The sequence below is a fragment of the Massilia sp. DJPM01 genome (assembly GCF_030348125.1).
In the GTDB taxonomy this organism is placed as follows: Bacteria; Pseudomonadota; Gammaproteobacteria; order Burkholderiales; family Burkholderiaceae_D; genus Telluria_A; species Telluria_A frigida.
Genome location: NZ_JAQOZV010000066.1, coordinates 1 through 25,610, shown reverse-complemented (window position 1 = coordinate 25,610; position 25,610 = coordinate 1). Strand labels below are relative to the sequence as shown.

General features: G+C 64.3%; 21 protein-coding genes. 15 read left to right on the top strand and 6 right to left on the bottom strand.

Features of this window, described 5'->3' with window-relative positions:
* Positions 1-144: 144 nt before the first annotated feature.
* Together PO883_RS29325 and PO883_RS29320 are read left to right on the top strand one after the other, a co-directional pair.
* Entirely contained in the window at positions 145-1,410 is a 1,266-nt protein-coding gene (locus PO883_RS29325; protein WP_289312910.1) for a nitronate monooxygenase, read from the top strand.
* A gap of 124 nt (positions 1,411-1,534) precedes the next feature.
* Positions 1,535-3,934 carry a bifunctional diguanylate cyclase/phosphodiesterase gene (locus PO883_RS29320; protein WP_289312909.1) on the top strand — a complete coding sequence of 800 codons (2,400 nt, stop codon included), beginning with the start codon at positions 1,535-1,537 and terminating at the stop codon, positions 3,932-3,934.
* 41 nt (positions 3,935-3,975) lie between these two features.
* Here PO883_RS29320 and PO883_RS29315 read toward each other — a convergent pair whose 3' ends face one another.
* Positions 3,976-4,914, bottom strand: coding sequence for an exopolyphosphatase (locus tag PO883_RS29315; RefSeq protein ID WP_289312908.1), 939 nt, complete (start codon positions 4,912-4,914; stop codon positions 3,976-3,978).
* A gap of 338 nt (positions 4,915-5,252) precedes the next feature.
* Between PO883_RS29315 and PO883_RS29310 the strand changes: the two genes are divergently transcribed.
* The 6 genes from PO883_RS29310 to PO883_RS29285 all read left to right on the top strand — a co-directional run bounded on the left by PO883_RS29310 (position 5,253) and on the right by PO883_RS29285 (position 11,491).
* Positions 5,253-6,545 (top strand): sensor histidine kinase, encoded by a 1,293-nt coding sequence (locus PO883_RS29310; RefSeq protein WP_289312907.1) that lies wholly within the window; start codon positions 5,253-5,255, stop codon positions 6,543-6,545.
* Positions 6,546-6,635: 90 nt separating this feature from the next.
* Positions 6,636-7,397, top strand: a complete 762-nt coding sequence (locus PO883_RS29305; RefSeq protein WP_167085557.1) for a LytTR family DNA-binding domain-containing protein — start codon at positions 6,636-6,638, stop codon at positions 7,395-7,397.
* A 216-nt stretch (positions 7,398-7,613) separates the two neighbouring features.
* The gene (locus PO883_RS29300; protein WP_289312906.1) at positions 7,614-8,861 is read left to right on the top strand and encodes a PAS domain-containing sensor histidine kinase; all 1,248 of its coding nucleotides are present in this window, start codon (positions 7,614-7,616) and stop codon (positions 8,859-8,861) included.
* A gap of 250 nt (positions 8,862-9,111) precedes the next feature.
* The gene (locus PO883_RS29295; protein WP_289312905.1) at positions 9,112-10,125 is read left to right on the top strand and encodes a porin; all 1,014 of its coding nucleotides are present in this window, start codon (positions 9,112-9,114) and stop codon (positions 10,123-10,125) included.
* A gap of 145 nt (positions 10,126-10,270) precedes the next feature.
* A complete protein-coding gene (locus PO883_RS29290) occupies positions 10,271-11,056 on the top strand; it encodes a DeoR/GlpR family DNA-binding transcription regulator (RefSeq protein WP_289312904.1) in 786 nt (261 codons plus the stop codon).
* Between the two features lie 153 nt (positions 11,057-11,209).
* On the top strand, positions 11,210-11,491 hold the full coding sequence (locus PO883_RS29285) for a hypothetical protein (protein ID WP_373890114.1): 282 nt from the start codon (positions 11,210-11,212) through the stop codon (positions 11,489-11,491).
* Position 11,492: 1 nt separating this feature from the next.
* Here the strand turns inward: PO883_RS29285 and PO883_RS29280 are convergent, their stop codons facing one another.
* Complete coding sequence (locus PO883_RS29280) at positions 11,493-12,143, bottom strand: class I SAM-dependent methyltransferase (RefSeq protein WP_289312903.1); 651 nt, start codon at positions 12,141-12,143, stop codon at positions 11,493-11,495.
* A gap of 34 nt (positions 12,144-12,177) precedes the next feature.
* Entirely contained in the window at positions 12,178-13,119 is a 942-nt protein-coding gene (locus tag PO883_RS29275; RefSeq protein ID WP_054267074.1) for a CysB family HTH-type transcriptional regulator, read from the bottom strand.
* 331 nt (positions 13,120-13,450) lie between these two features.
* On the opposite strand from PO883_RS29275, the gene PO883_RS29270 reads away from it, so the two are divergent.
* From PO883_RS29270 to cobA, 6 genes are read left to right on the top strand one after another with little or no spacing between them, the layout of a single operon-like run.
* Entirely contained in the window at positions 13,451-15,139 is a 1,689-nt protein-coding gene (locus PO883_RS29270; RefSeq protein WP_289312902.1) for a nitrite/sulfite reductase, read from the top strand.
* On the top strand, positions 15,132-15,713 hold the full coding sequence (locus PO883_RS29265) for a DUF934 domain-containing protein (protein ID WP_289312901.1): 582 nt from the start codon (positions 15,132-15,134) through the stop codon (positions 15,711-15,713). Before PO883_RS29270 ends, PO883_RS29265 begins: the two co-directional genes overlap by 8 nt.
* 7 nt (positions 15,714-15,720) lie before the next feature.
* The gene (locus PO883_RS29260) at positions 15,721-16,437 is read left to right on the top strand and encodes a phosphoadenylyl-sulfate reductase (protein ID WP_289312900.1); all 717 of its coding nucleotides are present in this window, start codon (positions 15,721-15,723) and stop codon (positions 16,435-16,437) included.
* A 46-nt stretch (positions 16,438-16,483) separates the two neighbouring features.
* Positions 16,484-17,422: a sulfate adenylyltransferase subunit CysD gene (gene cysD / locus PO883_RS29255; protein ID WP_289312899.1), complete on the top strand. Its 939-nt coding sequence runs from the start codon at positions 16,484-16,486 to the stop codon at positions 17,420-17,422.
* The gene (locus PO883_RS29250; protein WP_289312898.1) at positions 17,422-18,759 is read left to right on the top strand and encodes a sulfate adenylyltransferase subunit 1; all 1,338 of its coding nucleotides are present in this window, start codon (positions 17,422-17,424) and stop codon (positions 18,757-18,759) included. The genes cysD and PO883_RS29250 overlap by 1 nt, the downstream gene beginning before the upstream one ends.
* Before the next feature lie 29 nt (positions 18,760-18,788).
* The gene (gene cobA / locus PO883_RS29245) at positions 18,789-19,559 is read left to right on the top strand and encodes a uroporphyrinogen-III C-methyltransferase (protein ID WP_289312897.1); all 771 of its coding nucleotides are present in this window, start codon (positions 18,789-18,791) and stop codon (positions 19,557-19,559) included.
* Here the strand turns inward: cobA and PO883_RS29240 are convergent.
* The 3 genes from PO883_RS29240 to PO883_RS29230 form a co-directional block, all read right to left on the bottom strand.
* Positions 19,548-19,994, bottom strand: a complete 447-nt coding sequence (locus tag PO883_RS29240) for a hypothetical protein (RefSeq protein WP_289312896.1) — start codon at positions 19,992-19,994, stop codon at positions 19,548-19,550. The genes cobA and PO883_RS29240 overlap by 12 nt on opposite strands.
* Positions 19,995-20,179: 185 nt before the next feature.
* A complete protein-coding gene (locus tag PO883_RS29235; protein ID WP_289312895.1) occupies positions 20,180-21,751 on the bottom strand; it encodes a phytase in 1,572 nt (523 codons plus the stop codon).
* A gap of 7 nt (positions 21,752-21,758) precedes the next feature.
* Positions 21,759-24,347, bottom strand: coding sequence for a TonB-dependent receptor (locus PO883_RS29230; protein ID WP_289312894.1), 2,589 nt, complete (start codon positions 24,345-24,347; stop codon positions 21,759-21,761).
* Between the two features lie 283 nt (positions 24,348-24,630).
* Between PO883_RS29230 and PO883_RS29225 the strand changes: the two genes are divergently transcribed.
* Positions 24,631-25,557, top strand: coding sequence for a diguanylate cyclase domain-containing protein (locus tag PO883_RS29225; RefSeq protein WP_289312893.1), 927 nt, complete (start codon positions 24,631-24,633; stop codon positions 25,555-25,557).
* The last annotated feature ends 53 nt before the right edge of the window (positions 25,558-25,610 follow it).

The following is a 25,610-nucleotide window of genomic DNA, read 5'->3' as shown; positions in this document are numbered from 1 at the left end:
TGGCGGTATTTGCCGCCGTTTTGCTCGCTGGATAGTCGATCACCCGGTCAGCCCCCGGCGTGCTTGGGGTAGAATTGTAGGTGCGCAAGCTGGCAGCGGCAGCCGCGCCAGCGCACCAGTAAACTTGGCAGTCTAAGGATAGCAATGAAACGTGTTGATGATTTCCGCCTGCGTCTGGGCAACAAGGAATATGTGCCCATCATGATCGGTGGCATGGGCGTCGATATTTCGACCTCCGAACTGGCACTCGAAGCGGCGCGCCTGGGCGGGATCGGGCATATTTCGGATGCCATGGTCGAGGATGTCTCCGACCGCAAGTTCGACACCAGCTATGTGAAAGACAAGACCAAGACCTATAAGTTCAACATCAATAATATGGACAAGGCGGTGGTGCAGTTCGACCTGGCCCGCCTGGCCGATGCCACCCGCCGCCACGTGGGCGCGACCATGGAAGCGAAACGCGGCGATGGCCTCATTTTCGTGAACTGCATGGAAAAGCTGACCATGAATTCGCCGCGCGAAACCTTGCGCACGCGCCTGTCGGCCGCGCTCGACGCCGGCATCGACGGCATCACCATGTCGGCCGGCCTGCACCTGGGCTCGTTCGCCCTGATCGCCGACCATCCGCGCTTCCGCGTCGCCAAGCTGGGCATCATCGTCTCGTCGGTGCGCGCGCTGCAGATTTTCCTGCGCAAGGTGGCCAAGCTGGACCGCCTGCCCGATTACATCATCGTCGAAGGCCCGCTGGCCGGCGGCCACCTGGGCTTCGGCATGGATTGGGCCGAGTACGACCTGCATACCATCATGGATGAAATCCATGCCTACATGCGCGCCGAACAGCTCGATATCCCGCTGATCGCCGCCGGCGGCGTGTTCACTGGCACCGACGCGGTCGGCTTCCTCGAAAAAGGCGCGGGCGGGGTGCAGGTGGCGACCCGTTTCACCATCACCAACGAGTGCGGCCTGCCCGACAAGGTCAAGCAGGAGTACGTGCGCGCGACCGAAGACGACATCATCGTCAACGGCATTTCGCCAACCGGCTATCCGATGCGCATGCTCAAGAGCACGCCGGCCATCGGCGCCGGCATCCGTCCCGGCTGCGAGTCCTACGGCTATCTGCTCGATGCCACCGGCAACTGTTCCTACATCAATGCCTACAACCGCGAAGTGCTGGCCAATCCGGACAGTAAAACCGTGGTGGTGATGGACAAGACTTGCCTGTGCACGCACATGCGCAATTTCAATTGCTGGACTTGCGGCCACTACACGTACCGCCTCAAGGACACCACCCACAAGCTGGCCGACGGCAGCTACCAGATGCTGTCGGCCGAGCACGTGTTCCAGGATTACCAGTTCAGCGTCGATAACCAGATCGCCTTGCCTGAGCGCCAGGACATCGTCCTGGCCTGATCCACGCCTGATCCACGCCGGCGGCCACGCGCCCGCCGGCGCCGCCGCCGTCCATCTTTTCATGTAATTTGCCGGCTGCGGCGAACCACCGCCCGTTTTGCCTGTCCAACCTCCTTCATCACGAATGGAGAGGCGCATGCCTGCCAGCGAGAATGCCACGTTTGCCGCCTTGCTGATCGATGCAAGCGGCCAGATCGTCACCTGGAACAGTGCTTGCGAAACAGTGCTCGGCATTGCCGCCGCCGATGCATTGCGCCAGCCCCTGACTGCCCTGCTCAGCGACGACAGCCGCCGCCACTATCAGCTGCGCTGGACTGCCTTTCCCAACGAATGCGATGCCGCCGAGCTGGAGTTCGTGCGCGCCGATGGCAGCCATCACAAGGCCGCCCTCACCCTGCTGCCCCAGTTCGGCACGGACGGCCAACTGAGCCATTGCATTGCCATCGTCGACGCCGCCAGCGACGAATCGGACACGGCGGCGGTCGGCCGCATCCCGCTCTCGAGCATCATCGATGTGTTGCCGGGCACCTTTTACGTGCTGCGCGAAGATGGCAGCTTTGCGTTGTGGAACAAGACGCTGGAACAGGTCACGGCCATGAGTTCCGACGAGGTCAGCCGCGCCAACGCGCTCGATATGTACGAGCTGGCCGAAAAGCGCATCATCGCCGCGAACTTCCGCAATGTCTTCGAGCATGGCATCCAGATCATGGTGGAAGCAAATTATCTCGACAAGTACGGGCACGCCACGCCCTACCTGCTGTGCGGGGCGCGCATCAGTTGCCGCGACCGCCATTACCTGTGCGGCATGGGCCTCGATATTTCCGAACGGCGCACGCAGGAAGAACGCTTGCGCCTGCGCGAGCGCGCCCTGCATGCCACCAGCAGCGGCCTGGTGATCACCCGCTGCGCCGGCGCCGACAATCCGATCGAGTACGCCAACCCGGCCTTCGAGCGCATCACCGGCTACGGCGCCGACGAAGTGATGGGGCGCGATGCGCGTTTCATGGGCGTGCCCGGCATGGATGAAGACGAACGCGCCCAGCTGCGCGCGGCCGTGCGCGAGCGGCGCGAGGTCAACGTGGTGTTCCGCAACCGGCGCAAGAATGGCGATATTTTCTGGAACGACCTGACCATCACGCCCGTGAGCGATGGGCGCGGCAAGGTCACCCACTTTATCGGCGTCATCAACGACGTGACGGCCGTCAAGCAGCGCACCGCCCACCTCGAACACGAGGTCAACCACGATGCGCTGACCGGACTGGCCAACCGCACCTTGCTGTGGGACCGGCTGGAACAGGCGCTGCACATGGCCCAGCGCAACAAATCACTGGTGGCCACGGTGCTGATCGACCTCAACGGCTTCAAGCAGATCAACGACAGCTACGGCCACGAAGCGGGCGACGAAGTGCTCAAGATGGTGGCGCGGCGCCTGCAATCGTCGGTGCGCGAGAGCGATACGGTGGCGCGCCTGTCGGGCGACGAATTCGTGCTGGTGCTGGTCAACCAGCCCTCGCTGCGCTACACCCTGCGCATGATCGAGCGCCTGCGGGTGAGCATGTCGCAGCCGGTCAGCTTCCATGCGACCGACATCGCGGTCGGCGGCAGCATCGGCGTGAGCGTGTTCCCGCACGATGGCAGCGGCGCGCTCGACCTGGTGCGCGCGGCCGACGTGGCCATGTACCACGCCAAGGCGGCCAAGACGGGCGAGGTGCATTTCTTTTCCGCCGACATGAAGTCGACCACCCAGGCCAAGCAAAAGCTCGAAGACGCCATGCGCGGCGCGCTCGAACATCACGAGTTTTTCCTGCTCTACCAGCCCCGCATTTGCCTGTGCCGCGGCCGCATCCTGGGGCTGGAAGCGCTGCTGCGCTGGCGCCATCCCGAACTGGGCGTGCTGACGCCGGCCTCGTTCCTGCCCGAAGCCGAGGAAAACGGCATGATCGCCGCCATTGGCGACTATGTGCTCGACGAAGCGTGCGCCTTCATGCAGCGCATGAACAGCGCCGGTCTTGCGCCGCTGCCGGTGGCGCTCAACGTCACGCACCGCGAATTTTCGCGCCCCGGCTACGTCGGGCACATCGCCGCCACCCTGGACAAATACCGCATCGCCCCGGCCCAGCTGGAACTCGAATTGCGCGAAGACAGCCTGCATACCAACCAGCATCTGTCCGTGGAAGTGCTGTCGCAGCTGGGCGAGCTGGGCGTGCTGCGCGCGGTCGATGCCTTCGGCGGCGGCTTGTCGAACCTGAATTTCCTGCAAAAGCTGCCGCTGACCCACGTCAAACTGGCCAAGCTGGCCACGCACCAGATCACGGCCGATGCGCGCAGCGGCATGCTGGCCAAGGCGCTGATCGACGTCGGCCACGATCTGGGGGCCCGGGTGATTGCCAAAGGGGTCGAAACGCGCGTGCAGATGGAGTTTTTACGGAACAACCTGTGCGACGAACTGCAGGGCACGTATTTCAGCGCACCGCTGGCCGAGCATGCCTTGCTCGACCTGCTGGTCGCCGCGCCGGCGGCCTGAGGCGGCCGGCTCGCGCTGCGCGGCCGCCGCCCACCCCGCGCTCAGCCTTCGCTGGTGATGCGCTGGATCAGCGCGCCCAGCACTTCGCCGGCCAGCTCGTTCGAGACCTGGCACGTTCCGGCATTTTCATGCCCGCCGCCGCCGTATTCGAGCATCAGCGCGCCGATATTGGTGCGCGCGCTGCGGTTCAGTATCGATTTGCCGGTGGCGAACACGGTGTTCTGGTTTTTCAGCCCCCACAGCACGTGGATCGAGATATTCGTTTCCGGGAACATGGCATAGATGATGAAGCGGTTGCCGGCGTAAATCGTTTCTTCTTCGCGCAGGTCGAGCACGACCAGGTTGCGGTGCACGGTGGCACAGCGCCGGATTTGCTCCTTGCACATGGCGTTATGCTCGAAGTACAGGTCCATGCGCTCCCTGACGTCGGCCAGGGCCATGATGTCATCGATCGTATGGTTTTTGCAATAATCGATCAAGTCCATCATCAGGGCGTAGTTCGAGATGCGGAAGTCGCGGAAGCGTCCCAGCCCGGTGCGCGCATCCATCAGGAAGTTGAGCAAGTCCCAGCCGTGCGGGTCGAGCACTTCCTGCTGGTTGAAGCGGGCCGCGTCGCCCTTGTCGACGGCGGCCATCATGTCGAACCAGGCGGCCGGAAAGACCGAGGCGCCGCCGTAGTAGTCGTACACCACCCGCGCCGCCGAGGGCGCTTCGGGATGGATGATGTGGTTGCCGCGCTCGCCGGTGTTGCGGATGGTTTCGGACAGGTGGTGGTCGAAGGCCAGGTGCACCCCGGCCGCGTACGGCAGGTTGGTGGTGATATCGCCATCGCTGACCACGATTTTGCCGTCCTGCATATCCTTGGGATGGACGAACAGGATATCGTCGATCAAGTCCAGGTGCTTGAGCAGGACGGCGCAGACCAGGCCGTCGAAGTCGCTACGCGTGATCAAACGGTATTTTTTTGCATCGGCAGACATGACATCCCCTTAATCAGGTGCAACAGCAGGCCGGCCACGACCGGTTCTATCCTTTATCATACCGCGCAAAGCGGCCGCTGCGGGGTGATCGCGGCGTGGCGCGAGCGATGGGCCACAAAGCGCGTGTCGCGGGCGCCACGGCGCGCGCGCGGCGCAGCCCACTCCCCGGATCATGCAGCCTGTCGCAAACGCCGCGCGCTGTCCAGGCGAGCGTCCTAAAGTTACAACATCTCATCAGTATTCGTCGCCACGCGGCGCTTTTTGCGGCGATGGGAGAGCGGAGCAGTTACACTCGCCGCTTGCACAAATCTCTCTAAATCTCACGGAAATCTCTCACCATGGAAGCACGCCGCCCTCCCGAGCCAACCATCGCGACCGTTCTGGCATGGCTGCACCGCGCCTTCGACGGCACCGCCACGTGGGTAACCCAGCTATCGTGGTGGAAGTTTTTCCTGTTCGCGGCGCTGGCCCTGATTGCCGCCTCGATCCTGCAAGACGAATTGTTTTCGGGCGCGGACGTGGTCGAGGTGCGCCCCGAACGCAAGCGCGACAAGCACGAAGGCAATATCATCTTCGACGACAGCGGGATCAGCTACAGCCCGCCCAAGAAGCGCAGCCTGCCGGCCGAGCCGCCCGAGCCGCCGGAAGCGCCCGAGCCACCCGAGCCGCCCGAGCCGGGCGCGAAGCCGGCCGAGCCGCCCTATCCGGGCGCAAAACCGGCCGAGCCGACCGTGCCGGAGCCACCGCCGGTGGCGGTGCTGCCGGGCGCGGCCGATGGCGAAGTGCGCGTCGCGCTGCCGCCGCAGATCGTGGAAGGCTTGTCGAGCGCAATCGAGGCGGCGGTCGAAAATGCAGCCGAAGAAAAAGTGAAGGTGTATCACGGCCAGGCCTCGACCTGGTTCAAGAGTTTCATTTCGCTGCTGGTGCTGGCCCTGTTCGCCACCAAGGCGCTGGTGGGGAGCAAGAAGCGCGCCGAAGCCGAAACCCAGACCGCCAACGCGGCCGCCGAGCGCGAATCGATGCAGCGCCAGCTATCCGAGGCGCGCATGCAGATGATGCAAGCCCAGGTGGAGCCGCACTTCCTGTTCAATACCCTGGCCTCGGTCGAGTACCTGATCGAAACGGACCCGCCGCGCGCTTCGGCCATGCAGCGCAGTCTGATCCAGTACCTGCGCGCGGTGCTGCCGCAGATGCGCGACAACGCCGTCGTCACCAATCTCGGGCGCGAGGCGGACATGGTCAAGGCGTACCTGAGCCTGCTGAAAATGCGGATGGAGGAGCGCCTGCGGGTCGACATGCAGATTCCCGAGGGTTTGCGCAGCGCCGCCTTTCCGCCGATGATGCTGCAGTCGATGGTCGAGAACGCCATCAAGCATGGCCTCGAATGCAAGCCGGAAGGCGGTTCGCTGCGCATCGTCGCCGAGGTGGCGCACAACAAGCTGCGCGTGATCGTCAGCGACGACGGGGTCGGCTTCGGCGTGTTTCCCAGCGACGGCACCGGCCTGGGCCTGATGACGATCCGCGAACGCCTGAAACTCTTGCACGGCGACGCAGGCCAGCTGCACATCGCGGCCAACGTACCCAGCGGCGTGATCGCCACCATCGAAGTGCCCTACCATGTGTCGAAGTGAGCGGCCAACAAAGACGCACCAAGGAATCGATTGATTAAAGCCGGGTTTCATTGAATAATTGGCACTCTTGCCTTTCACCAGAACCGGACCATGCCTACCGCTATTATTGCTGACGACGAAAGATTGATGCGCGACCAGTTGCGCCTGCGCCTGAACCAGGCCTGGCCCGAGCTGGAAATCGTCGGCGAGGCGAAGAATGGCGACGAGGCGATCGAGCTGGTCGGCCAGCTCAAGCCCGACCTGACCTTCCTCGATATCCGCATGCCGGGCAAAACCGGCATGGAAGCGGCGCGCGCCATCGGCGCCGGCAGCAACATCGTGTTCGTCACCGCCTACGACCAGTACGCGGTCGAAGCCTTCGAGCGCGGCGCCGTCGATTACGTGCTCAAGCCACCCGAGGCCGAGCGCCTGCAAGTGACGGTGGACCGCCTCAAGGCGCGCCTGGCCAAGCCGAAGGAAGCGGTCAACGACAGCGTCACGGCCATGCTCTCGCAGCTGGCCGAGAAAATGGCGGCGCCCAAGCCCACCTACCTGCAATGGATCCAGGCCAGCATCGGCCAGGACTTGCGCATGATTCCGGTCGAGGACATCCTGTTTTTCCGCTCCGACGAAAAATACACCTGCGTGCAGACCGAGCGCTTCGAGGCGCTGATCCGCAAGCCGGTGCGCGACCTGGCCGAGGAACTCGATCCGGCGCTGTTCTGGCAAATCCACCGCGCCACCCTGGTCAACGTCAATGCCATCGAAGGGGTGACGCGCGATATCCGCGGGCGCCACCTGGTGCTGATCAAGGGCAAGCCCGACAAACTGGAAGTGAGCCGCAGCTTCCTGCACCTGTTCAAGCAGATGTGAGGGTGTCCCCTGCCGCGCCGGGCGCGGCGCGGCGCCCCTCCCCCGTTCCATGCACCAGCGACCGACACGCCATGAAACCCTGTACCCTGCCGCGCAGTCCGCTGCGCCCGCCACGCCCTTTGTCGCGCCCTTTGTCGCGCCTCAAGGCGTGTTCTTACCCCGCTTTTACAATCAGCCCACGGTCCGCGTCCCGCGGGCCATCGACGGCAGGCGCGCATGGCACAACAGCGTTCTTCCCGCTTCCTGAGCTGGGGTCCGGTCATGTTCGTCCTCGGTTTGCTGGGCGGTCACTCCCTCGCGCGCTTGTTCGCGTATAACCGCTGGCCGCGCTTTGCGCGCAGCCACAGCCGCGAGATCATCCAGAACGCGAGCGAAGCGATCATCTCCACCGACGATACCCAGACCATCGTGCTGGCCAATCCCTCGGCCGCGGCGATGTTCTCGACCACCGTGGAACGGATGCAGGGCAGTCCGCTGCAGCAATTCATCGCCCCGCTGCCGACCGTCACTGGTGATGCCGCGCCCGCCTATTTCGGCGACGTGGCCGGGCGCGCCGGCCGCCGCGCCACCGATTACGCCGTCACCGGCGTGCGTGCCAGCGGCGAAACCTTCCCGCTCGAAGGCTCGATTTCCAGCATGATCGAAGCCGACCGCACCATCTACACCATCATCCTGCGCGACGTGACCGAGCGCCAGCAGGTCCAGGAAAAGCTGTCGCGCTCGCATGCGCAGCTGCGCCAACTCTCGTCGGCCCTGCAAACCGTGCGCGAGGAAGAGCGCGCCCACATCGCGCGCGAGCTGCACGACGACCTCGGCCAGCTGCTGGCGTCGCTGCGCATGGACCTGAACCTGCTGCAAAAGGAACCCGGCGCCGGCAGCAACGGCCGGCGCCTGATGAAAGGCATGGAAGAGAACCTCCTGACCGCCATCACCTCGCTGCGCCGCATCGCCACCAACCTGCGCCCGCGCGCGCTCGACGAAGGCGGCCTGTATTTCGCGCTGCAAGGCTTGCGCGACGAATTCGTCGAACGGCACGGCATCGCCTGCGCCCTGTTCGCCGACGAAGCCGAACTGCGCCTCGACGACGCCGCCAGTACCGCCATTTTCCGCATCGTCCAGGAAGCGCTGACCAATATCGCGCGTCACGCCGGGGCCAGCAATGTGACCATGTATGTCTACCGCATCGATGGCCAGCTGCTGGTGTCGATCCGCGACGACGGACGCGGAATCCAGGCCTCCGACATGGAAAAAGCGCAATCGCTCGGACTGATCGGCATGCGCGAACGGGTGTGGGGAATGAAGGGCGAGATCACCGTCAGCAGCGACGATCCGCCCGGAACCCGCATCGATATCGTGCTGCCGTTGCCCGAAAGCACGCGTGACGACGTTGCCGGCGAGCGCGGCGCCGAGCACGCCACCGGCACACCAGAACGGCCCCGCCCGCTGCCGCCCCCGGCTCCCTGAGACTTCCCAGACCGCCCGTAACGACGGGCGCTATGCGGCGCCGCAGCATTTATCCGAAGTCACATTTAGTGCACCCGAAGCGTGCAATTGAACGGTATTGACGCCCTGTTCCGGGGCAAACCAAGTCTGTCTCTTTTTCACCACATTTCACTTTGTCATGGATTTGACATACGTGGAAGTTATAATTACGTCCGATTAAGAGCAACCCTGGTTAATCGACACTTATCTGTGCAACTTTTTGGAGATTCATATGCAATGCAAACTGATGGCCGCTGTCCTGGCCGCTGCAATTCCTCTGTGCGCTTCCGCTCAATCGAGCGTCACGATCTACGGCGTGGCAGATGCCTCCCTGGCGAAAGAAGACACGGACGTTAAGGGCGGCAGCCGTACGGTCGTCAATTCCGGCAACCAGTCGACCAGCCGTGTCGGATTCCGTGGCGTTGAAGATCTGAGCAATGGCCTGAGCGCTGTATTCAACCTCGAAGCTGGCGTCGCACTCGACTCCGGCGCCGGCGACAGCGTCCTGTTCGGCCGCCGCGCGGTGGTTGGTCTGAAAGGTGGCTTCGGCACCGTGATGATCGGCCGCGAATACACCCCAATCGCTGACGTCGCTAACGCAAGCGATATCAACGGCCAGGGCTTCTACGGCAGCAACTTGAGCTCGTTCGGCGGCGCAACCCGTCTGACCCGTCGCATCAGCAACTCGGTCAACTACAAATCGAACTCGATGGGCGGCGTGATCGTCAGCGCCGGCTACGGTCTGGGCGAACAGGCAACCGGTCCTTCGCAGGATCTGATGGGTCTGGCAGTTGAATACAAAGCCAACAACATCTACGTTGGCGGCGGTTACCACGTTGTTGAGCGTCTGGCTTCCGGCGACGACAAGGAAATGATCGTCGGTGCAGGCTTCACCATCGGCCCAGTCGAAATTCGCGGTAACTACATGGCTGCCGACCCAACCGGCAAGGGCAACAAGTACGAGCAGATCAACGCCGGCTTGTCGTACACCTTCGGCAACAACAAGATCTACGGTAACGTCCAGCAAAACAAACTGGAAGGTGGCGCCAAGGGTAACGGCGCTTCGCTGGCTTACTCGTACGCCCTGTCCAAGCGCACCAACGTGTACGCTTCGTACGCAATGCTGCGTAACAACGACAAAGCAACCTTCGGCATCAACTCGGCTGGCGCAAACGTCACTCCACCAGCAACCGCGTTCGGTGCTGATCCAAGCGCGCTGGCAGTTGGCGTTCGTCACTCGTTCTAAATTCACTGGCGCGTTCAGGCGCGCTTAGCTGAAACAAAAACCCCGCAAGCTGCCTCGCAGCTTGCGGGGTTTTTTTCATACGTGTTTGCACGTTTGTGCGCATTCATGTATATTTGCGCGCACTTTATCCCGTTTGAAGATGCGCATGCCGACCGATCCCCTACTCTTGCAGGAACGCCACGCCCTCATCCTGCAACGCCTGCAAACCGATGGACGGGTGCTGGCGCCCGACCTGGCGCAATGGCTGCAAGTGTCGGAAGACACCATCCGGCGCGATCTGCGCGACCTGGCCGCGGCCGGCCTGTGCCAGAAAGTCTATGGCGGCGCCTTGCGCATGGAGCTCCCCGCCGCCCCGGGCGGAACGCCGGCGCAGCGCCGCAGTGCCCAGGCCGGCCGCAAAGCGCGCCTCGCGGCCGCCGCCGTGCCCTGCGTGGCACCCGGCAGCGTGGTCTTCATCGATGCCGGCTCGACCAACCTGGCGATCGCGGCCGCACTGGGCGAACAGCGGCTGACCGTCATCACCAACGCCCCGGCGATTGCCGCCGCGCTGATCGACAAGCCGCTCGTCGAACTGATCGTGATTGGCGGACGCATTCATGCCGAGACGGGGGCCAGCATTGGCGCGAGCGCCTTGCGCGAACTGGAACTGATCTCTCCCGACCTGTACATCCTGGGCGCCTGCGGCATCGATGCCCAGGCCGGCATCAGCGCCATCCATTTCGAGGAAGCCGAATTCAAGCGCCGCGTCGCCGTTCTCAGCAAGACGGTGCTGGTCGCCACCACCAACGACAAGGTCGGCACAGCCGCGCCGTACGCGGTGCTGGCGGCGGCCAGCCTGACCCAACTGGTTGCCGAGCATGATATCGATGCGCGCCAGGCCGACGCCTTCGCGGCGCGCGGCGTGCGCGTGCTGCGCGCCGCCCAGCCCTGAGTTCCCTCCGTTTCCGAAAAATGCCATGCCAGATTCCGGACCACGACAACGCCTGCCCACCCGCCTCGCTTTTCTGGCCGCCGGCCTGGCCATGTCGGCCTGGGCGCGGCGGCCGGCTTCTTCTGCACGGTGCTGGCGTCGTCGGTAGCGGGCATGCTGGCTGGATTCGTGCTGATCGGCCTGGGCGCGTCGAACATCGTGCCCATTCTGTTCACCGCGGCCGGCAGCCAGCGCGCGATGCCGGCCAGCCTGGCGATCGGGGCCATCACCACGCTCGGCTATGCCGGCATCCTGGCGGGCCCGGCGGCGATCGGGTTCGTGGCGCACGCTAGCAGCCTGCCCATGGCGTTCGCCGGACTCGGCTGCGCGATGCTGCTGATCGCGGCCAGCGCGAAACTGGGCGCGTCGAGCGCGCCCAAGGCGGTATCGACATGACTTACTTCAGGCGGCAGGTCAGCAGCCAGTAGTATTCCAGGCGCACGATCTTGATCTCGCGCACCGACGAAGCGAGCTTTTTGCGCAGCGCGCTGTCGGACGGATAGGTCTTGGGAATTTCGTAGCGCTCGCCATCGGGTGCGATGCGGATCTGGTAGGTGTTGCCTTCCATATCGGTGCGCGCCACGGTTTCGCTGCTGCCTTCGACGTAGACGTCGTCCAGCAGGACGATGAACATGTCGTCGCCGACCTTGCTGCGCAGTTGCGCCAGGAAGCGTTCCTGCTCTTCGCGCTTGACGTGCGACCACCAGAAGCCGATGAACACGGCCGTGTAGCTGCCGATGTCGTCCGGCAGGTTCCAGGCGTCCGCCACCATGAATTCCACCTTGTCGGCAGGCAGCGCGCGCAGCTTGCCCAGCGCGATCATTTCGGGATTGATATCGGTGGCCACGACCTTGTCGGCCGTGCCGGCGATGACGGCGGTCCAGTAACCGGTGCCGCAGGCCAGTTCCAGCACGGTGTGGCCGCGCAGGGTCTCGGCCACGTGGCCGCGCATGGCGGCCAGGTCGTCCTTGCGTTCCGGCCGGTCGTAGATGCGGTCGTGGTTGGAGGCGCTCTTGGCGTAAAACTGTGCGGATTGTTCGGTGATCATATTTTTCTTGACGTGAGTGCTTGCTGCAAATGCTTTACAGCTCGTAGGTTTCTTTGGTGCCGCTCATGGCCGACTCGACCAGCTTGCGGTTCAGGGTCGGCGCCAGCAATTCGATGAAGGTATAGATATAGCTGCGCAGATAGGCGCCCTGCTTGACGGCCACGCGCGAAATATTCATGCCGAACAAGTGCCCCACCGGAATGGCGCGCAGGTTCTTGTCGCGCTCGGCGTCGAAGGCCATGCCCGCTATGATACCAATTCCCATGCCAAGTTCCACATAGGTTTTGATGACATCGGCGTCGATGGCTTCGAGCAGCACGTCCGGTTTCAGTCCGCGCAGGCCGAAAGCATGGTCGATCTTGCTGCGCCCGGCAAAGGCGCCATCGTAGGTGATCAGCGGGTAGGTGGCGATTTCTTCCAGCGACACCGCCTTGGATTTGAGCAGCGGATGGTCGGGCGGCACCACCACCATGTGCTCCCATTGGTAACAAGGCAATGTGATCAGTCCATCAATGCCGGCAATCGATTCGGTGGCGATGGCCAGGTCGGCCTGGTCGCGCTGGACCATCTCGGCGATCTGGCGCGGGTTACCCTGAAGCAACGACAAGCGTACCTTGGGATACTTGAGCATGAACGCCTGCACCACTCTCGGCAAGGTATAGCGCGCCTGGGTATGCGTGGTGGCAATGGTGAAGCTGCCGCTATCCTGGGCCGCGTACTCCTTGCCGATGCGTTTCAGGCTGTCGATCTCTTGCATGATCAGCTCGACGGACTCCAGCACCAGCCGGCCGGGCTCGGTCAAGCCGCGGATGCGCTTGCCATGACGGGTGAAAATGTCAACACCAAGCTCTTCTTCAAGCTCGATAATCGCTTTCGACACCCCGGGCTGGGACGTAAACAAGGCCTTGGCCGCATCGGTCAGGTTGTAATTCTGCCGCACGGCTTCGCGCACGAAGCGTAATTGATGGAGGTTCATTGCTTTTTTGCTCTCGCAGGCCGGAAAGATACTCAAAATAAATATCAACCAGCATTTTATAAGAATGCTTATGCCGGATACGCATATAAGCAAATAAATTCTTAGTCCTTTGGAATAAAGGACGAGTTTATTACTATTGAGGCTAGTTTGGGGACAGTCTCATGCAGTTGCCCCCGAAGAAGCCCAAAAAGAGGGGACCTCGACAAACCGTAGCGAGCGGTGCAAGTTTCGTCAGAGAAGCGCAGCCGTACGAAGGTACGGTGAGCATCGCAGGGCGACAATTGCGCCGCGCAGCAGGTTTTGCGAGGTCTCCTAAAAATCAGGATGACATATGTACCGTTACGACAAATACGACCACCTCATCGTCAGGGAACGCATCGCGCAATACCGCAGCCAGGTGGAGCGCCGTCTCAACGATGAACTGACCGAAGCCGAATTCCTGCCGCTGCGCCTGCAAAATGGCCTCTACATGCAGCGCCACGCCTACATGCTGCGCATCGCCGTGCCATACGGCCTGCTGTCCTCGGCGCAGATGCGCATGTTCGGCCACATCGCCCGCAAGTACGACCGCGGCTATGGCCACTTCACGACGCGCCAGAACATCCAGTTCAACTGGATCGAGCTCGAACAGACGCCCGAGATCCTGAGCGACCTGGCCTCGGTCGAGATGCACGCGATCCAGACCTCGGGCAACTGCATCCGCAACATCACCTCCGACGAATACGCCGGCGTGGCGGCGGACGAGATCATCGATCCGCGCCCGTACGCCGAAGTGCTGCGCCAGTGGAGTACCTTCCACCCCGAATTCGCCGCCCTGCCGCGCAAGTTCAAGGTCGCCATCAACGGCGCCCTGGAAGACCGCGCCGCGATTGCGGTGCACGACATCGGCCTGACCGTGGTCCACAACGACGATGGCGAAATCGGCTTCAAGGTCATGGTCGGCGGCGGCATGGGCCGTACCCCGATCCTGGGCAGCGTGGTGCGCGAGTTCCTGCCATGGCGTCACATGCTGACCTACATCGAAGCGGTCATGCGCGTGTATAACAGCTACGGCCGGCGCGACAACAAGTACAAGGCGCGCATCAAGATCCTGGTCAAGGCCATGGGCGTCGAGGAATTCACGCGCCAGGTCGAGGAAGAATGGGTCGACCTGAAAGACAGCGCCTCCACCCTGACCGACGAAGAGATGGCGCGCGTAGCGGCCTACTTCACGCCGCCGGCCTACGAAACGCTGCCGAACATCGACGTGCGTGCGGAACATGCCGACAACAAGGCCTTCGCTAATTGGCTCACGCGTAACGTCAAGGCGCACAAGGTGCCGGGCTACAGCGTGGTGCTGCTGTCGCTGAAAAAGACCGGCGTGCCGCCGGGCGACGCCACCGCGACCCAGATCGACTTCGTGGCCGACCTGGCGGACCGCTACAGCTTCGGCGAACTGCGCGTCACGCACGAGCAGAACCTGGTGCTGGCCGACGTCAAGCAAGCGGCCCTGTTCACGCTGTGGCAGGAAGCAAAGGCGCACGGCCTGGCCACGCCGAATATTGGCCTCTTGACCGATATCATCTGCTGCCCGGGCGGCGACTTCTGCTCGCTGGCCAATGCCAAGTCGATCCCGATTGCGGCCGCGATTGCGGAGCGCTTCGATGACATCGACTACCAGCACGACATCGGCGAGATCGAACTGAATATCTCGGGCTGCATCAACGCCTGCGGCCACCACCACGTCGGCTCGATCGGCGTGCTCGGTGTCGACAAGGATGGCAGCGAGTGGTACCAGGTCTCGATCGGCGGCGCGCAAGGGAACAATGCGGCCATCGGCAAGATCATCGGCCCGTCGTTCTCGGCGCTGCAAATGCCGGAAGTGGTCGACCGCCTGCTGCAGGTGTACGTGCGCGAACGCCACGAAGACGAACGGTTTGTCGACACCGCCCAGCGCCTGGGCGTGGCGCCGTTCAAGGAACATGTCTATGCCACGCCGATCAAGGCGGGCGAACTGGTTGGAGAAGACCACTATGCTTGAGTCGCACAAGGAAATCATCAAACAGCGCGCGGTCGTCGCCGACGACTGGAGCGTGCTGCGCCTGGCCGTGCTTGACGCGGAAGCCGGCATCGCCGCCGACGCGCCCGACGCGGTCGTGGTCCCGCAAGGGAAAGTCATCGTCCCGCTGACGGTGTGGCAGGCGCAGCGCGCCTCGCTGGCCGCGCGTAGCGACATTGGCGTGTGGCTCGCGCCCGACGAACGCGCCGAAGCGCTCAAGGACGACCTGGACAAATTCGCGGTGGTCGCCATCGACTTCCCCAAATTTACCGATGGCCGTGGCTACTCGACCGCCTTCAACCTGCGCATGCGCCTGAACTACCAGGGCGAACTGCGCGCCATCGGCGACGTGCTGCGCGACCAGCTGTTCCAGATGCAGCGCTGCGGCTTCGACGCCTTTGCCACGCGCCAGGACCGCAACATCCACGACGCGCTCAAGGGCCTGACCGACTTCTCCGAGGTGTACCAGGCCTCGGTCGACATCAAGGCGCCGCTGTTCCGCCGCCATGAGCGCGACGTGCGCATCGACAGCGCCGACGTCGGCTACGGCATCTGAGGCACACATGAACGATATCTCCGCCCTCGTCGCCAGCACCCGCGCCACCTTGGAGCGCATCGCCGCTGAATACTCGCCGGCGGTGTTTGCCTCCAGCCTGGCCGCCGAAGACATGGTCCTGACCGATCTGATTCTCAAGGCGAACCTGCCGATCGGGATCTTCTCGCTCGAAACCGGCCGCCTGCACCCGGAAACGCTGGCGGTGCTGGCCCAGGTCAAGGACACCTACGGCTACGACATCGCGCTGTACAAACCGCAGCCGGAAGCGGTGGACGCCTACGTGTCGCAGCACGGCCTGAACGCCTTTTACGAGAGCGTGGACATGCGGCGCGAGTGCTGCCGCATCCGCAAGGTCGAACCCTTGGGCCGCGCCCTGGCCGGCAACAAGGCCTGGGTAACCGGCCAGCGCCGCGCGCAATCGAGCACGCGCGCGCAGCTCGACATCCAGGAAGACGACGCCGCGCACGGCATGGTCAAGTTCAATCCCCTGGCCGACTGGTCGGAGACCGATGTGTGGAACTACATCCGCGACAACGGCGTGCCGTACAACGCGCTGCACGACCAGGGCTTTCCCTCGATCGGCTGCGCACCGTGCACGCGCGCCGTGGAACCGGGCGAAGACGTGCGCGCCGGCCGCTGGTGGTGGGAAAACCCGGACTCCAAGGAATGCGGCCTGCACCTGGTCGATGGTAAACTGATCCGCATTAAATCCGTGGCTGCGTAAAGCGTCTGCTTGCGCGCCACCATAAGAAAACATAGGCCTCGCCACCATGACTACACTGACCGATACCCCGCGCGTGCTGACCGACGTCAACGCGCGCCACCTGGATGCGCTCGAATCGGAAGCGATCCACATCCTGCGCGAAGTCGCCGCCGAATGCGCCAACCCCGCCCTGCTGTTCTCGGGCGGGAAAGACTCGGTGGTGCTGCTGCGCCTCGCCGAAAAAGCCTTCCGGCCGGGTAAATTCCCGTTCCCGCTGGTGCACATCGACACCGGCCACAATTTCGCCGAAGTGATCACCTTCCGCGACGCCCGCGTGGCGGAACTGGGTGAACGCCTGATCGTCGGTTCGGTCGAAGACTCGATCAAGCGCGGCACCGTGCGCCTGCGTAATCCGCAGACCGACTCGCGCAACGCGGCCCAGGCGGTGACCTTGCTGGAGACGATCGCCGAACACAAATTCGACGCCTGCATCGGTGGCGCCCGCCGCGACGAAGAAAAGGCGCGCGCCAAGGAACGCATCTTTTCCTTCCGCGACGAATTCGGCCAGTGGGACCCCAAGGCGCAGCGCCCGGAATTGTGGGACCTGTATAACACCCGCGTGCACCCGGGCGAAAACATGCGCGTGTTCCCGATCTCGAACTGGACCGAACTCGATGTATGGCTCTACATCCAGCGCGAAAAACTGGCGCTGCCGCCGATCTACTTCGCGCACGAGCGCCAGGTCATTCCGCGCAATGGCTTGCTGGTGCCGCTGACCGACCTGACCCCGGCGCGCGAAGGCGAGACCGTCGAAACCCAGGTAGTGCGTTTCCGCACCGTGGGCGACATTTCGTGCACCTGCCCCGTGAGCTCAAGCGCATCGACGGTCGAAGCGATCATCGCCGAAACCGCCATTACCCAGATCACCGAACGCGGCGCCACCCGGATGGACGACCAGACCTCCGAAGCCTCGATGGAAAAACGCAAGAAAGCAGGATACTTCTGATGAACGCCCGTATTGACACCACTACTAAAAGCCAAAATGGCGAACGTCCGGACGCGGTATCGGGTCTGCTGCGTTTCATCACCGCCGGCTCGGTCGACGATGGCAAGAGCACCCTGATCGGGCGCCTGCTGTTCGACAGCAAAGGCATCTTCGCCGACCAGCTGGATGCCATGTCGCGCTCGAAGCACAAGCGCACCGTGGGCGACGCCGTCGACCTGTCGCTGCTGACCGACGGCCTGGAAGCCGAACGCGAACAGGGCATCACCATCGACGTGGCTTACCGCTACTTCGCCACGCCCAAGCGCAAATTCATCATCGCCGACACCCCGGGCCACGAGCAGTACACCCGCAACATGGTCACCGGCGCTTCGACTGCCGACGCGGTGATCATTTTGATCGACGTTTCCAAGGTCAAGCTGCGCGAAGATGGCGGCGTGGATCTGCTGATCCAGACCAAGCGCCATTCGACCATCGCCCACCTGCTGCAGATCGAGCACGTGGTCGTCGCCGTCAACAAGATGGACCTGGTGAACTACGACCAGTCCGTGTACGACCGCATCGTCAAGGCGTACAAGGAGTTCGCAGCGACACTGGGGCTGAAGGACATCACGCCGATTCCGCTGTCGGCCCTGACCGGCGACAACGTGGTCGAAGCGAGCGAAAAAATGGCCTGGTACCAGGGTCCGACGCTCATTTCGCTGCTCGAATCGCTGTCAGTCTACGACGAATCGCACGCGGCGCCGTTCCGCTTCCCGGTCCAGCTGGTGGCGCGCCACAACGGCCACGAAGCGAATGACTTCCGTGGATACATGGGCCGCATCGAAGCGGGCAAGGTCAGCGTGGGCGACAAGCTGGTGGTGCAGCCATCGGGCCAGAGCGCCACCGTCAAGGATATCCTCACCCTGGAAGGCTCGCACCAGTCGGCCGTCGTGGGCCAGTCGATCACCCTGCTGCTCAATGAATATCTCGACATCTCGCGCGGCGACCTGCTGGCCGGCGCCGACCAGCCAGCGACGCTGCTCAAGACGCTCAAGGCGGACGTGTGCTGGATGTCGGACGAACCGCTCGACATGCGCCGCAAGTACTGGATCAAGCATGGCACCAAGCAGACCTCGGCCAAGATCACCGGCATCGACACCCTGCTCGACATCAATACCCAGCAGCGCCATGCGGCCGACGGGCTGAAACTGAACGACATCGCCCGCATCGGCGTGACCGTGCAGCAGCCGCTGGCCGCCGACGCCTATGCCGACATCCGCGCAACGGGCGCCTTCATTTTGATCGATGAAGTGACGCACCAGACGGTTGCCGCTGGTATGATCCGGCTGGACGCGTAAGTCATCAACGCCAGCAAAAGGAACACAGTATGTCAGCACTCGGAAAAGTCTATCTGATCGGCGCCGGCCCCGGCGCCCAGGATCTCATCACCCTGCGCGGCGCGCGCCTGTTGGCGCAGGCCGACGTGGTGCTGCACGATGCCTTGGTAACCGACGAGATGCTGGCACTGTGTCCGCAGGCGGTGAAGATCGCAGTCGGCAAACGCTGCGGCCAATTGTCGACGGCGCAAGCCTTCATTAACAAGCAGCTGGTCGACAGCGCGCACAAATACGCGCTGGTGGTGCGCCTGAAAGGCGGCGATCCGATGCTGTTCGGACGCGCCGATGAAGAACTGCGCGCGCTGGAAGAAGCCGGCATCGAGGTCGACGTTGTGCCTGGCATTACCACTGCGGTGGCGGCGGCAGCGGCGACCAAACAGCCACTGACCAAGCGTGGCGTGGCGCGCAGCGTGGCGTTTTTCACGTCCAGCACCGCGCCCGAGCATGGCGACATGACGGTGGTTCCCGATTCCGACACACTGGTGCAGTACATGGGTGGGCGCGAGGCGATCGTGACGGCCCAGCGCCTGCTGGACCAGGGCCGCCGGCCGGATACGCCGGTGGTAGTGATCGAGAATTGCAGTCGTCCGGAGCAGCGCATCATGCGCCTGACCCTGGCGACCCTGGCGCACGGCCTCGGACCGGCGCATGGCCCGGTGCTGGTGATGCTGGGCGAGGCCATGAGGCTGCGCGACAGCCAGCCGATCGATACCGAGCAAGGCAGAGAGGCGCTGCCAGACGGCGCGCAGTTAAGCGCTTAAGCGCGTAGCGGCCGACGCCTGTTGCGCGTCGCCCATCTGCTCATGCGCTTCGATTTCCCATTGAAGTTTATCGGCGGCCGCGTAGGTTTTTTCCGCGATGGCCGCCAGGCGCGCGAACGCGCGCTGCAAGCGTGGTGAGCTGCGCGGCCCGCTCAGGGCGGACAGCTGGCAGCGCACCGTGCGGATATCTTCCTTGAGTCCCCGCAGCGCTTCGCGCAGGCTGGCGTCGGCGTCGAGCGGTTCGTCGAGCCGGCCCTCGTTCATGCGCTTGCGCAGGATGTCGATTTTGACTCCCATTCCCGCCAGGCGGTCGGCCAGGCGGTCCAGACGCAGCGCTGTGCGGCGTTCCTGGGCCAGGGAGAGTAGCGAATTGCGGCCGCGCCTGGCGATCTGGGAAACTTCGCGGAGCAGCAGTTTCAGTGTGGCACTGAGCATGATAGGCACCTGAGAAAGAAGAGAGAATCAAGAAATTTTGAGCGCAAATGCCGGCTCAGTCAAACCCTTGCACACGCCTGGAACTGATCCAGAACAAACCATCGGCAAATTCCCTTTCTCCGGCGTTCCCCCTACCGCGCCACCGTCGTTCCTGCCATTGGCAGAAACGACGCAGGCGTAGATATCTAGAGTTTCAACGCCTTCGCCACATCCTCCCAACTCACGTACTTGAAGTTTTGCGGCCCATCCGGCATGCGCTTATACCCATCCTGAATCACCAGCATGCCCTGCACATAAGGACCACCCAGGTTCTTCGACGTCACATCCAGCCCATCGGTGTCGGAGGTGCCATCGATCCCTTCGGCCAGGTTGAAGCCCACCTTGAAGCGCCCGCGCACCTTGTACGGCGCCGCCGCGTCGAGCACGACATAACTGCTGTCGCCCTGGCTCGACACGATCAGGTAAGCGCCCTTTGCGCCTTCGTAGATCGCCATGCCCTCCACATCGGCATGCAGGTCACGCCCCACGGCGAGCACCATCTTGCGCGCCACCGGCTGATCGGCGCGCGCCGCCAGGGTCCACACGCCACGCTTTTCCTCGCCGATGAACAGGCGCTCGTTGCGGTCGTCGGCAACGCAGCCTTCCGGCTGGCTGTCCACCTTGAACTCGCGCGCCAGCGTGCCGCTCCACCGGCCGCCACTGCCCGCAATGCGGAACTGGCGGAACGCCCCGCCCTTGTCGTTGACGATCACGTCCAGCCCACCACTGCGCGGCTGGAACAGGCAGATGCCATACACCTCGGAAAAGCCGGTCGCAAAGCGCGCCAGCTCGGCCACCTTGCCGTCGGCGTCGACACCGAACAGCACCACGCTGTTGTCGTCGCGCTGGCTGGCCACGGCCAGATCGAGCACCTTGCCGTCCATGTTCACGCCCTGGCGCAGGTCGACGTTGTTCAGGCGGCCCACGTCGAGAAACTGCTGCTGCCTTCCCTGCAAGTCGTACACCATCAAGCCCTGCTTCTTGTTCGTGCCCAGCACACGCGAGCGCGTCGCATCCTGCGGATGGACCCAGATCGCCGGATCGTCCGCCACGTCGCCCAGGCGCGCCACCGGCATCGTCTGGGCGCGCGGCTCGAGCACCACCGCCGGAGAAGCCGCCGTCCCCGCAGGCAGGCGCGCACCGGCCTTGAGCAGCCGCCTCGCCGGCGCCGCCTCGCTGTTGGCTTCATAGGCCCAGGTGCCGATGCCCTCCTCGTTCGCATACAGCGTGTGGCGGGCGTCGTCGACCCTGCACTGGCCGGCGTCGAGCGGCATGCTCAGTTTGCGCACCAGTTGCGGGGTGGCGCCGTGCATCAGCCATTGCTCGGCCTGACCATCCCTGGCGGCGACGAACAGGAAGTCGAGTCCCTGCCGGTCGCGGAACAGGCACAGTCCTTCGACCCCGAACGGTTGTTGCGGCAGGGGCGCAAGGCGCGTCAGTTCACCGCGCTGGATATCGACGCGGATCGGCAGCGCGTGCTGGGTGTCGGCATCGAGCACCACGGCGATGCCGCTGCCGCTGGTGGTGCGGGCGTCGAGCTGCCTGGCGCGCATGGGCAGGCGCGCCAGCTCCTTGCCGGCGGCGTCGGTCAGCTGCAAGGCGTGCTTGTCGAGCGCAAGCCAGCCGCCGCCATCGAGCGCGATGCGCTCCGCCGACTGGGCCGCCGTGCTGGCGAGGATGCATAGCCAGGCGGCTGCGCGGGTAAGGTGTTTTTGCATGGTCATATCAGAAAAAATTCGCTTTCAGGCTCAATTTGAACGTGCGTCCGTACTGTTCATACTGGACGTTATACGGCTTGGTGCCCTGGTACACATAATAAGTTTCATTATTCAGGTTGATGCCCTCGAAGACCAGCTGCACGCGCTTGTTGATCTGGTAGCCGAGTGAAAAATCCACCTGGCGCTGGGCGTCGACATAGCGGTCCTGCGATGCGTCGAGCAGGTCGCCGCCGACTTCGAGCAGATAAGCCGACTTGTGATTGAGCGCCAGGCGCGTACTCACAGGGCCGCTTTCGTAACCGAGCATCAGATTGACGATCTGCTTCGACTGCCCCGGCAGGCGGATCTGGCGCGTCAGCTGGCCGCCGCTGGCCTTGTCGAAGCGGCCGATGGTGGCCTTGGCATCGTTAACACTGGCATTGGCGCCGACCAGCAAGCCATTCCACGGTGCCGGCAGCATGCGCAGCGACTGCGAGTACGACAGTTCGATGCCGTTCACCCGCGCCTTGTCGCCGTTGGCGTAGCTGGTGGCGGTGGTGTAGCCGGTCCAGGCCCCGCTGCCGGCAAGATCGGTGGTGTAGGTGAAGTTCTTGATGTCCTTCGAGTACAGATAGGCCGACACCGCGCCGTCCGCGCCCAGCATGCGTTCGATGCCAAGATCGACATTCGCCGCTTTCAGGGGTTTGAGGTCCGGGTTGCCGATCACCGCTTCGGTATTGCTGGCCAGGCTGATGCCGGGCGCCAGCTGGCTGAAATTGGCGCGTACGACGGCGTTGGTCCAGGCGGCGCGCACGCTGGTATCTTTGTCGATATCGAAGCGCGCCTGCAGGTTGGGCAGCCAGTTCGCGTAAGCGTTGGTGCGCGAGACTGCCTGCAAACCCGTGCCCGACACCTGCCGGCCGCGCGCCGCGAAGCTGGTGCGCTCGTGGCGCACGCCGGCCAGCAGGCGCCAGTTGCCGATGTCGGCGCCGGCCTGCACGTAGGCGCTGTCGATGTCTTCGTCCATCGAAAAGTCGTTCAGGCTCGATTCCGCCACCAGCCGCGCGCCGGCCCGGTCCAGCCCCGCCACGCGCGAGCGGATCAGCGCCGGATCGAGGCCCGGCCCGAGATTGGCGAACGGGTAGTCCAGCGCACCTTGCGTGAAGCCGCTCATCGACACGCTGCCCGCGCCCCAGTAATTGCCGCTGCCCGCCTTGTTGCTGGTGTAGCCCCACTGCTCGGTGTCGTTCTCCTTGGTGCGGCGGCTGGCCTTGACGCCGCCCTTGATGTCGGCCGCGATGTTGGCAGCGGCGTCGCCCAGCGCCAGGCGGCGGCCCAGGTCCAGCTTGAGGTGGCGCTCGGCGTCCGTGCTGTCGCGCGCCTGCAGGGTGATGCCCTGCAGGTTGTAGCTGGCCGGGTCGGCCAGGCTGGCGGGTCCTGTCAGGCGTGGCACCCCGGTGCCGGCGAAGCGCAGGCCGGCCACGTTGGCGCTGGCGCGAAAGCGGCCATCGTTGATGCTTTCCGGCGTGTCTTCGGTGGCGCGGCTGGCGCCGCCCGATGCGGCCAGCTTCCAGTCTCCGACACGGATATCGCCGCCGACGACGGCGGAACTGATCTGCTGCGTGTATTTGCGCTGGCGCAGGCGGCGTTCGGCGCGCGCGGTGAATGCGCTGTCGGGGGACGCGGCGCCGCCGGCGATGTTACTGAGCGACAGGCGGTCGCGCACTTCCTCGTCCGAAAAGCGGCTGAGAAACGTGTGCAGATAAAGCGACTGGCCGGCCTGCGGGCGGTAATCGGCGTTCAGCGCCAGCGCATTGCGTTCGCGCTCGGGCAAGTAGTCGCGCAGTTCGAGGCCGGACAACTTGCCCTTGTTCCAGGCACCGCCCGTTTCCACGTTATCGGAACCGAACTTGCGGCGCTCGCCGCTGATGCCGGCGGCCACGCCCAGCTTCCCGTCCAGGAAACGGTCGGCCCACAAGGCGCCGGCGTTCGGGCTGGTCTTGCCGGTGTTCTGGTCGCGGCTCGCTCCTGCCTGGAACGACAGTGGCGTGCCGGGCAAGTCGAAGGCCGACAGCGACTTGACGTCGACCGAGCCGCCCAGCGAGTTGGCATCCTGCTCCGGCATCAGGGTCTTGCTCACCTCCAGCGAGCGAATCAGGCCGGCCGGCAGCACGTCGAGTGCGACCGCGCGGCGGCCCGCTTCCGGCGATGGCACCGAGGCGCCGTTGATGGTGACGGCGTTGTAATCGGGCCCCATGCCGCGCACCACGATGTAGCGCCCTTCGCCCTGGTCGCGCTGCACCGCCACGCCGGGCAGGCGGGCCAGCGCCTCGGCCGCGTTCTTGTCGGGCAGGCCGCCGATATCATCGCTGCTGACGATGCTGACGATATTGTCGGCCTTCTGCTGGGCCGCCAGCGCGCGCTTCATGCTCGAACGCTGGCCGGCGATGACGACGGTGTCGAGCGCGATGGCGCTTGCCTCGCTGCTGCCGGCGGCGCTGTCGGCGCCGTGCGCGACGCCGCCGCACAGTTGCAGGATGCCGAAGGCAATCAGTGACCGGCGCGGAAGACTGCCCGCTACCCCGCGCTGACGCCGTTGTTGTTTGTCGCTATTCATAGTGTGGCCGTTGGATGGGTGAAAAACAGGGCGAAGTCTAGAGGCCGAATATGTCCATCTCGTGACACGGCGCCCGCCGCCACCGGCGCTACGGCCTTTTCGCACCGCCTATGCGCTGAAATGACCCGGGCGTTGGCAGGCCGCCGCCCGGCGTGGTGCGCCCGGTGAGCCGATCGGACTGGCGCCGCTGCGCTGTTTGCACCCCCGCCTGTCATCGTCCTGTCACGCGCGCGGGCTAGTATCGGAACGTATCACCCTCATGCAAGGCGTCGGCCTTTCACCCATGCTCCACTCACACCGCTCTCCGCTCATCCTGGCCCTGCTGGCCCTTGTCGCCTGCTGCTTCCTGTATGCGTTCGCCGCGGTGCCCAAGCCGCCCGCCGACTGGAAGTGGATCGATATCGCCAGCGAGGCCAGCATCGCCCTCATGGCCGGCGTGTGGTTCGTGCTGGTCCTGAGCAGCCGCCCGCCCGGACGCGTGACGGCGCTGCTGGCAGCCGGCCTGGCGGGCCTGATGCTGGGCGCCTGCGCCGACTGCCTCGACGAGTTTTTCAGCGTGCCCAAAGGCCAGCTGTGGAACCACGTGATCGAGAGCGGCCTGACCCTGGCCGGCATGGCCGCCCTCACCTGCGGCCTGCTCGACTGGCGCCGCGAACAGTTCATGCTCAACGAGCACCTGCACAAGCGCGAGCGCCTGTTCCGCGATCACCGCTCGTTCGACACCCTTACTCAAGTGGGCGATGCCGACTACCTGCGCGCCCAGCTGCGCATCGAGCACGAACGCGGCAGCGGCCCCGATTGCTGCCTGCTGATGGTCGATATCGACAGCTTCCACCTGATTAACCGCGCCCACGGCCAGCGCGAAGGCGACCGCCTGCTGCAAGCGGTCACCCACACCCTTCTGCTGAACCTGCGCCGCACCGACCTGCTGTGTCGCTATGCGGGCGACCGCTTCGCGATCCTGCTGCCGGCAACCGATGCCGATACCGCGCGCACGCTGGCCGAGCAGTTGCGGCGCGCCGTGGCGACGCTGCGCCATCACACGCACAACGGCGGCGCGGCGCTGCAAGTGACGGTGCGCTACGCGCTGCGCCATGTCGATATCGAGCCGCGCCAGCTGCTCAAGGAAATCAACCGCGCGCTGGAACGGCGCATGCCGCAGCCGGCGTCCGCCGCGGAGGATGCCGGCAGCTTCGCCGCGCGCGCGTGAGCCGCTTCCTGCAAGCGGGCGACGCCTGCATCGTGGCGCAGCACCAGCCGGCG

Excerpts from the sequence above, each read along its gene's own strand:
- cysD (WP_289312899.1), top strand. The coding sequence starts at position 16,484 with ATGACTACACTGACCGATACCCCGCGCGTGCTGACCGACGTCAACGCG.
- PO883_RS29240 (WP_289312896.1), bottom strand. The coding sequence starts at position 19,994 with ATGCTCAGTGCCACACTGAAACTGCTGCTCCGCGAAGTTTCCCAGATC.
- PO883_RS29280 (WP_289312903.1), bottom strand. The coding sequence starts at position 12,143 with ATGATCACCGAACAATCCGCACAGTTTTACGCCAAGAGCGCCTCCAAC.
- PO883_RS29270 (WP_289312902.1), top strand. The coding sequence starts at position 13,451 with ATGTACCGTTACGACAAATACGACCACCTCATCGTCAGGGAACGCATC.
- PO883_RS29310 (WP_289312907.1), top strand. The coding sequence starts at position 5,253 with ATGGAAGCACGCCGCCCTCCCGAGCCAACCATCGCGACCGTTCTGGCA.
- PO883_RS29235 (WP_289312895.1), bottom strand. The coding sequence starts at position 21,751 with ATGCAAAAACACCTTACCCGCGCAGCCGCCTGGCTATGCATCCTCGCC.
- PO883_RS29225 (WP_289312893.1), top strand. The coding sequence starts at position 24,631 with ATGCTCCACTCACACCGCTCTCCGCTCATCCTGGCCCTGCTGGCCCTT.
- PO883_RS29300 (WP_289312906.1), top strand. The coding sequence starts at position 7,614 with ATGGCACAACAGCGTTCTTCCCGCTTCCTGAGCTGGGGTCCGGTCATG.
- PO883_RS29315 (WP_289312908.1), bottom strand. The coding sequence starts at position 4,914 with ATGTCTGCCGATGCAAAAAAATACCGTTTGATCACGCGTAGCGACTTC.
- PO883_RS29275 (WP_054267074.1), bottom strand. The coding sequence starts at position 13,119 with ATGAACCTCCATCAATTACGCTTCGTGCGCGAAGCCGTGCGGCAGAAT.
- PO883_RS29260 (WP_289312900.1), top strand. The coding sequence starts at position 15,721 with ATGAACGATATCTCCGCCCTCGTCGCCAGCACCCGCGCCACCTTGGAG.
- PO883_RS29230 (WP_289312894.1), bottom strand. The coding sequence starts at position 24,347 with ATGAATAGCGACAAACAACAACGGCGTCAGCGCGGGGTAGCGGGCAGT.
- PO883_RS29290 (WP_289312904.1), top strand. The coding sequence starts at position 10,271 with ATGCCGACCGATCCCCTACTCTTGCAGGAACGCCACGCCCTCATCCTG.
- PO883_RS29320 (WP_289312909.1), top strand. The coding sequence starts at position 1,535 with ATGGAGAGGCGCATGCCTGCCAGCGAGAATGCCACGTTTGCCGCCTTG.
- PO883_RS29250 (WP_289312898.1), top strand. The coding sequence starts at position 17,422 with ATGAACGCCCGTATTGACACCACTACTAAAAGCCAAAATGGCGAACGT.
- PO883_RS29295 (WP_289312905.1), top strand. The coding sequence starts at position 9,112 with ATGCAATGCAAACTGATGGCCGCTGTCCTGGCCGCTGCAATTCCTCTG.
- PO883_RS29285 (WP_373890114.1), top strand. The coding sequence starts at position 11,210 with ATGCTGGCTGGATTCGTGCTGATCGGCCTGGGCGCGTCGAACATCGTG.
- PO883_RS29325 (WP_289312910.1), top strand. The coding sequence starts at position 145 with ATGAAACGTGTTGATGATTTCCGCCTGCGTCTGGGCAACAAGGAATAT.
- PO883_RS29305 (WP_167085557.1), top strand. The coding sequence starts at position 6,636 with ATGCCTACCGCTATTATTGCTGACGACGAAAGATTGATGCGCGACCAG.
- PO883_RS29265 (WP_289312901.1), top strand. The coding sequence starts at position 15,132 with ATGCTTGAGTCGCACAAGGAAATCATCAAACAGCGCGCGGTCGTCGCC.
- cobA (WP_289312897.1), top strand. The coding sequence starts at position 18,789 with ATGTCAGCACTCGGAAAAGTCTATCTGATCGGCGCCGGCCCCGGCGCC.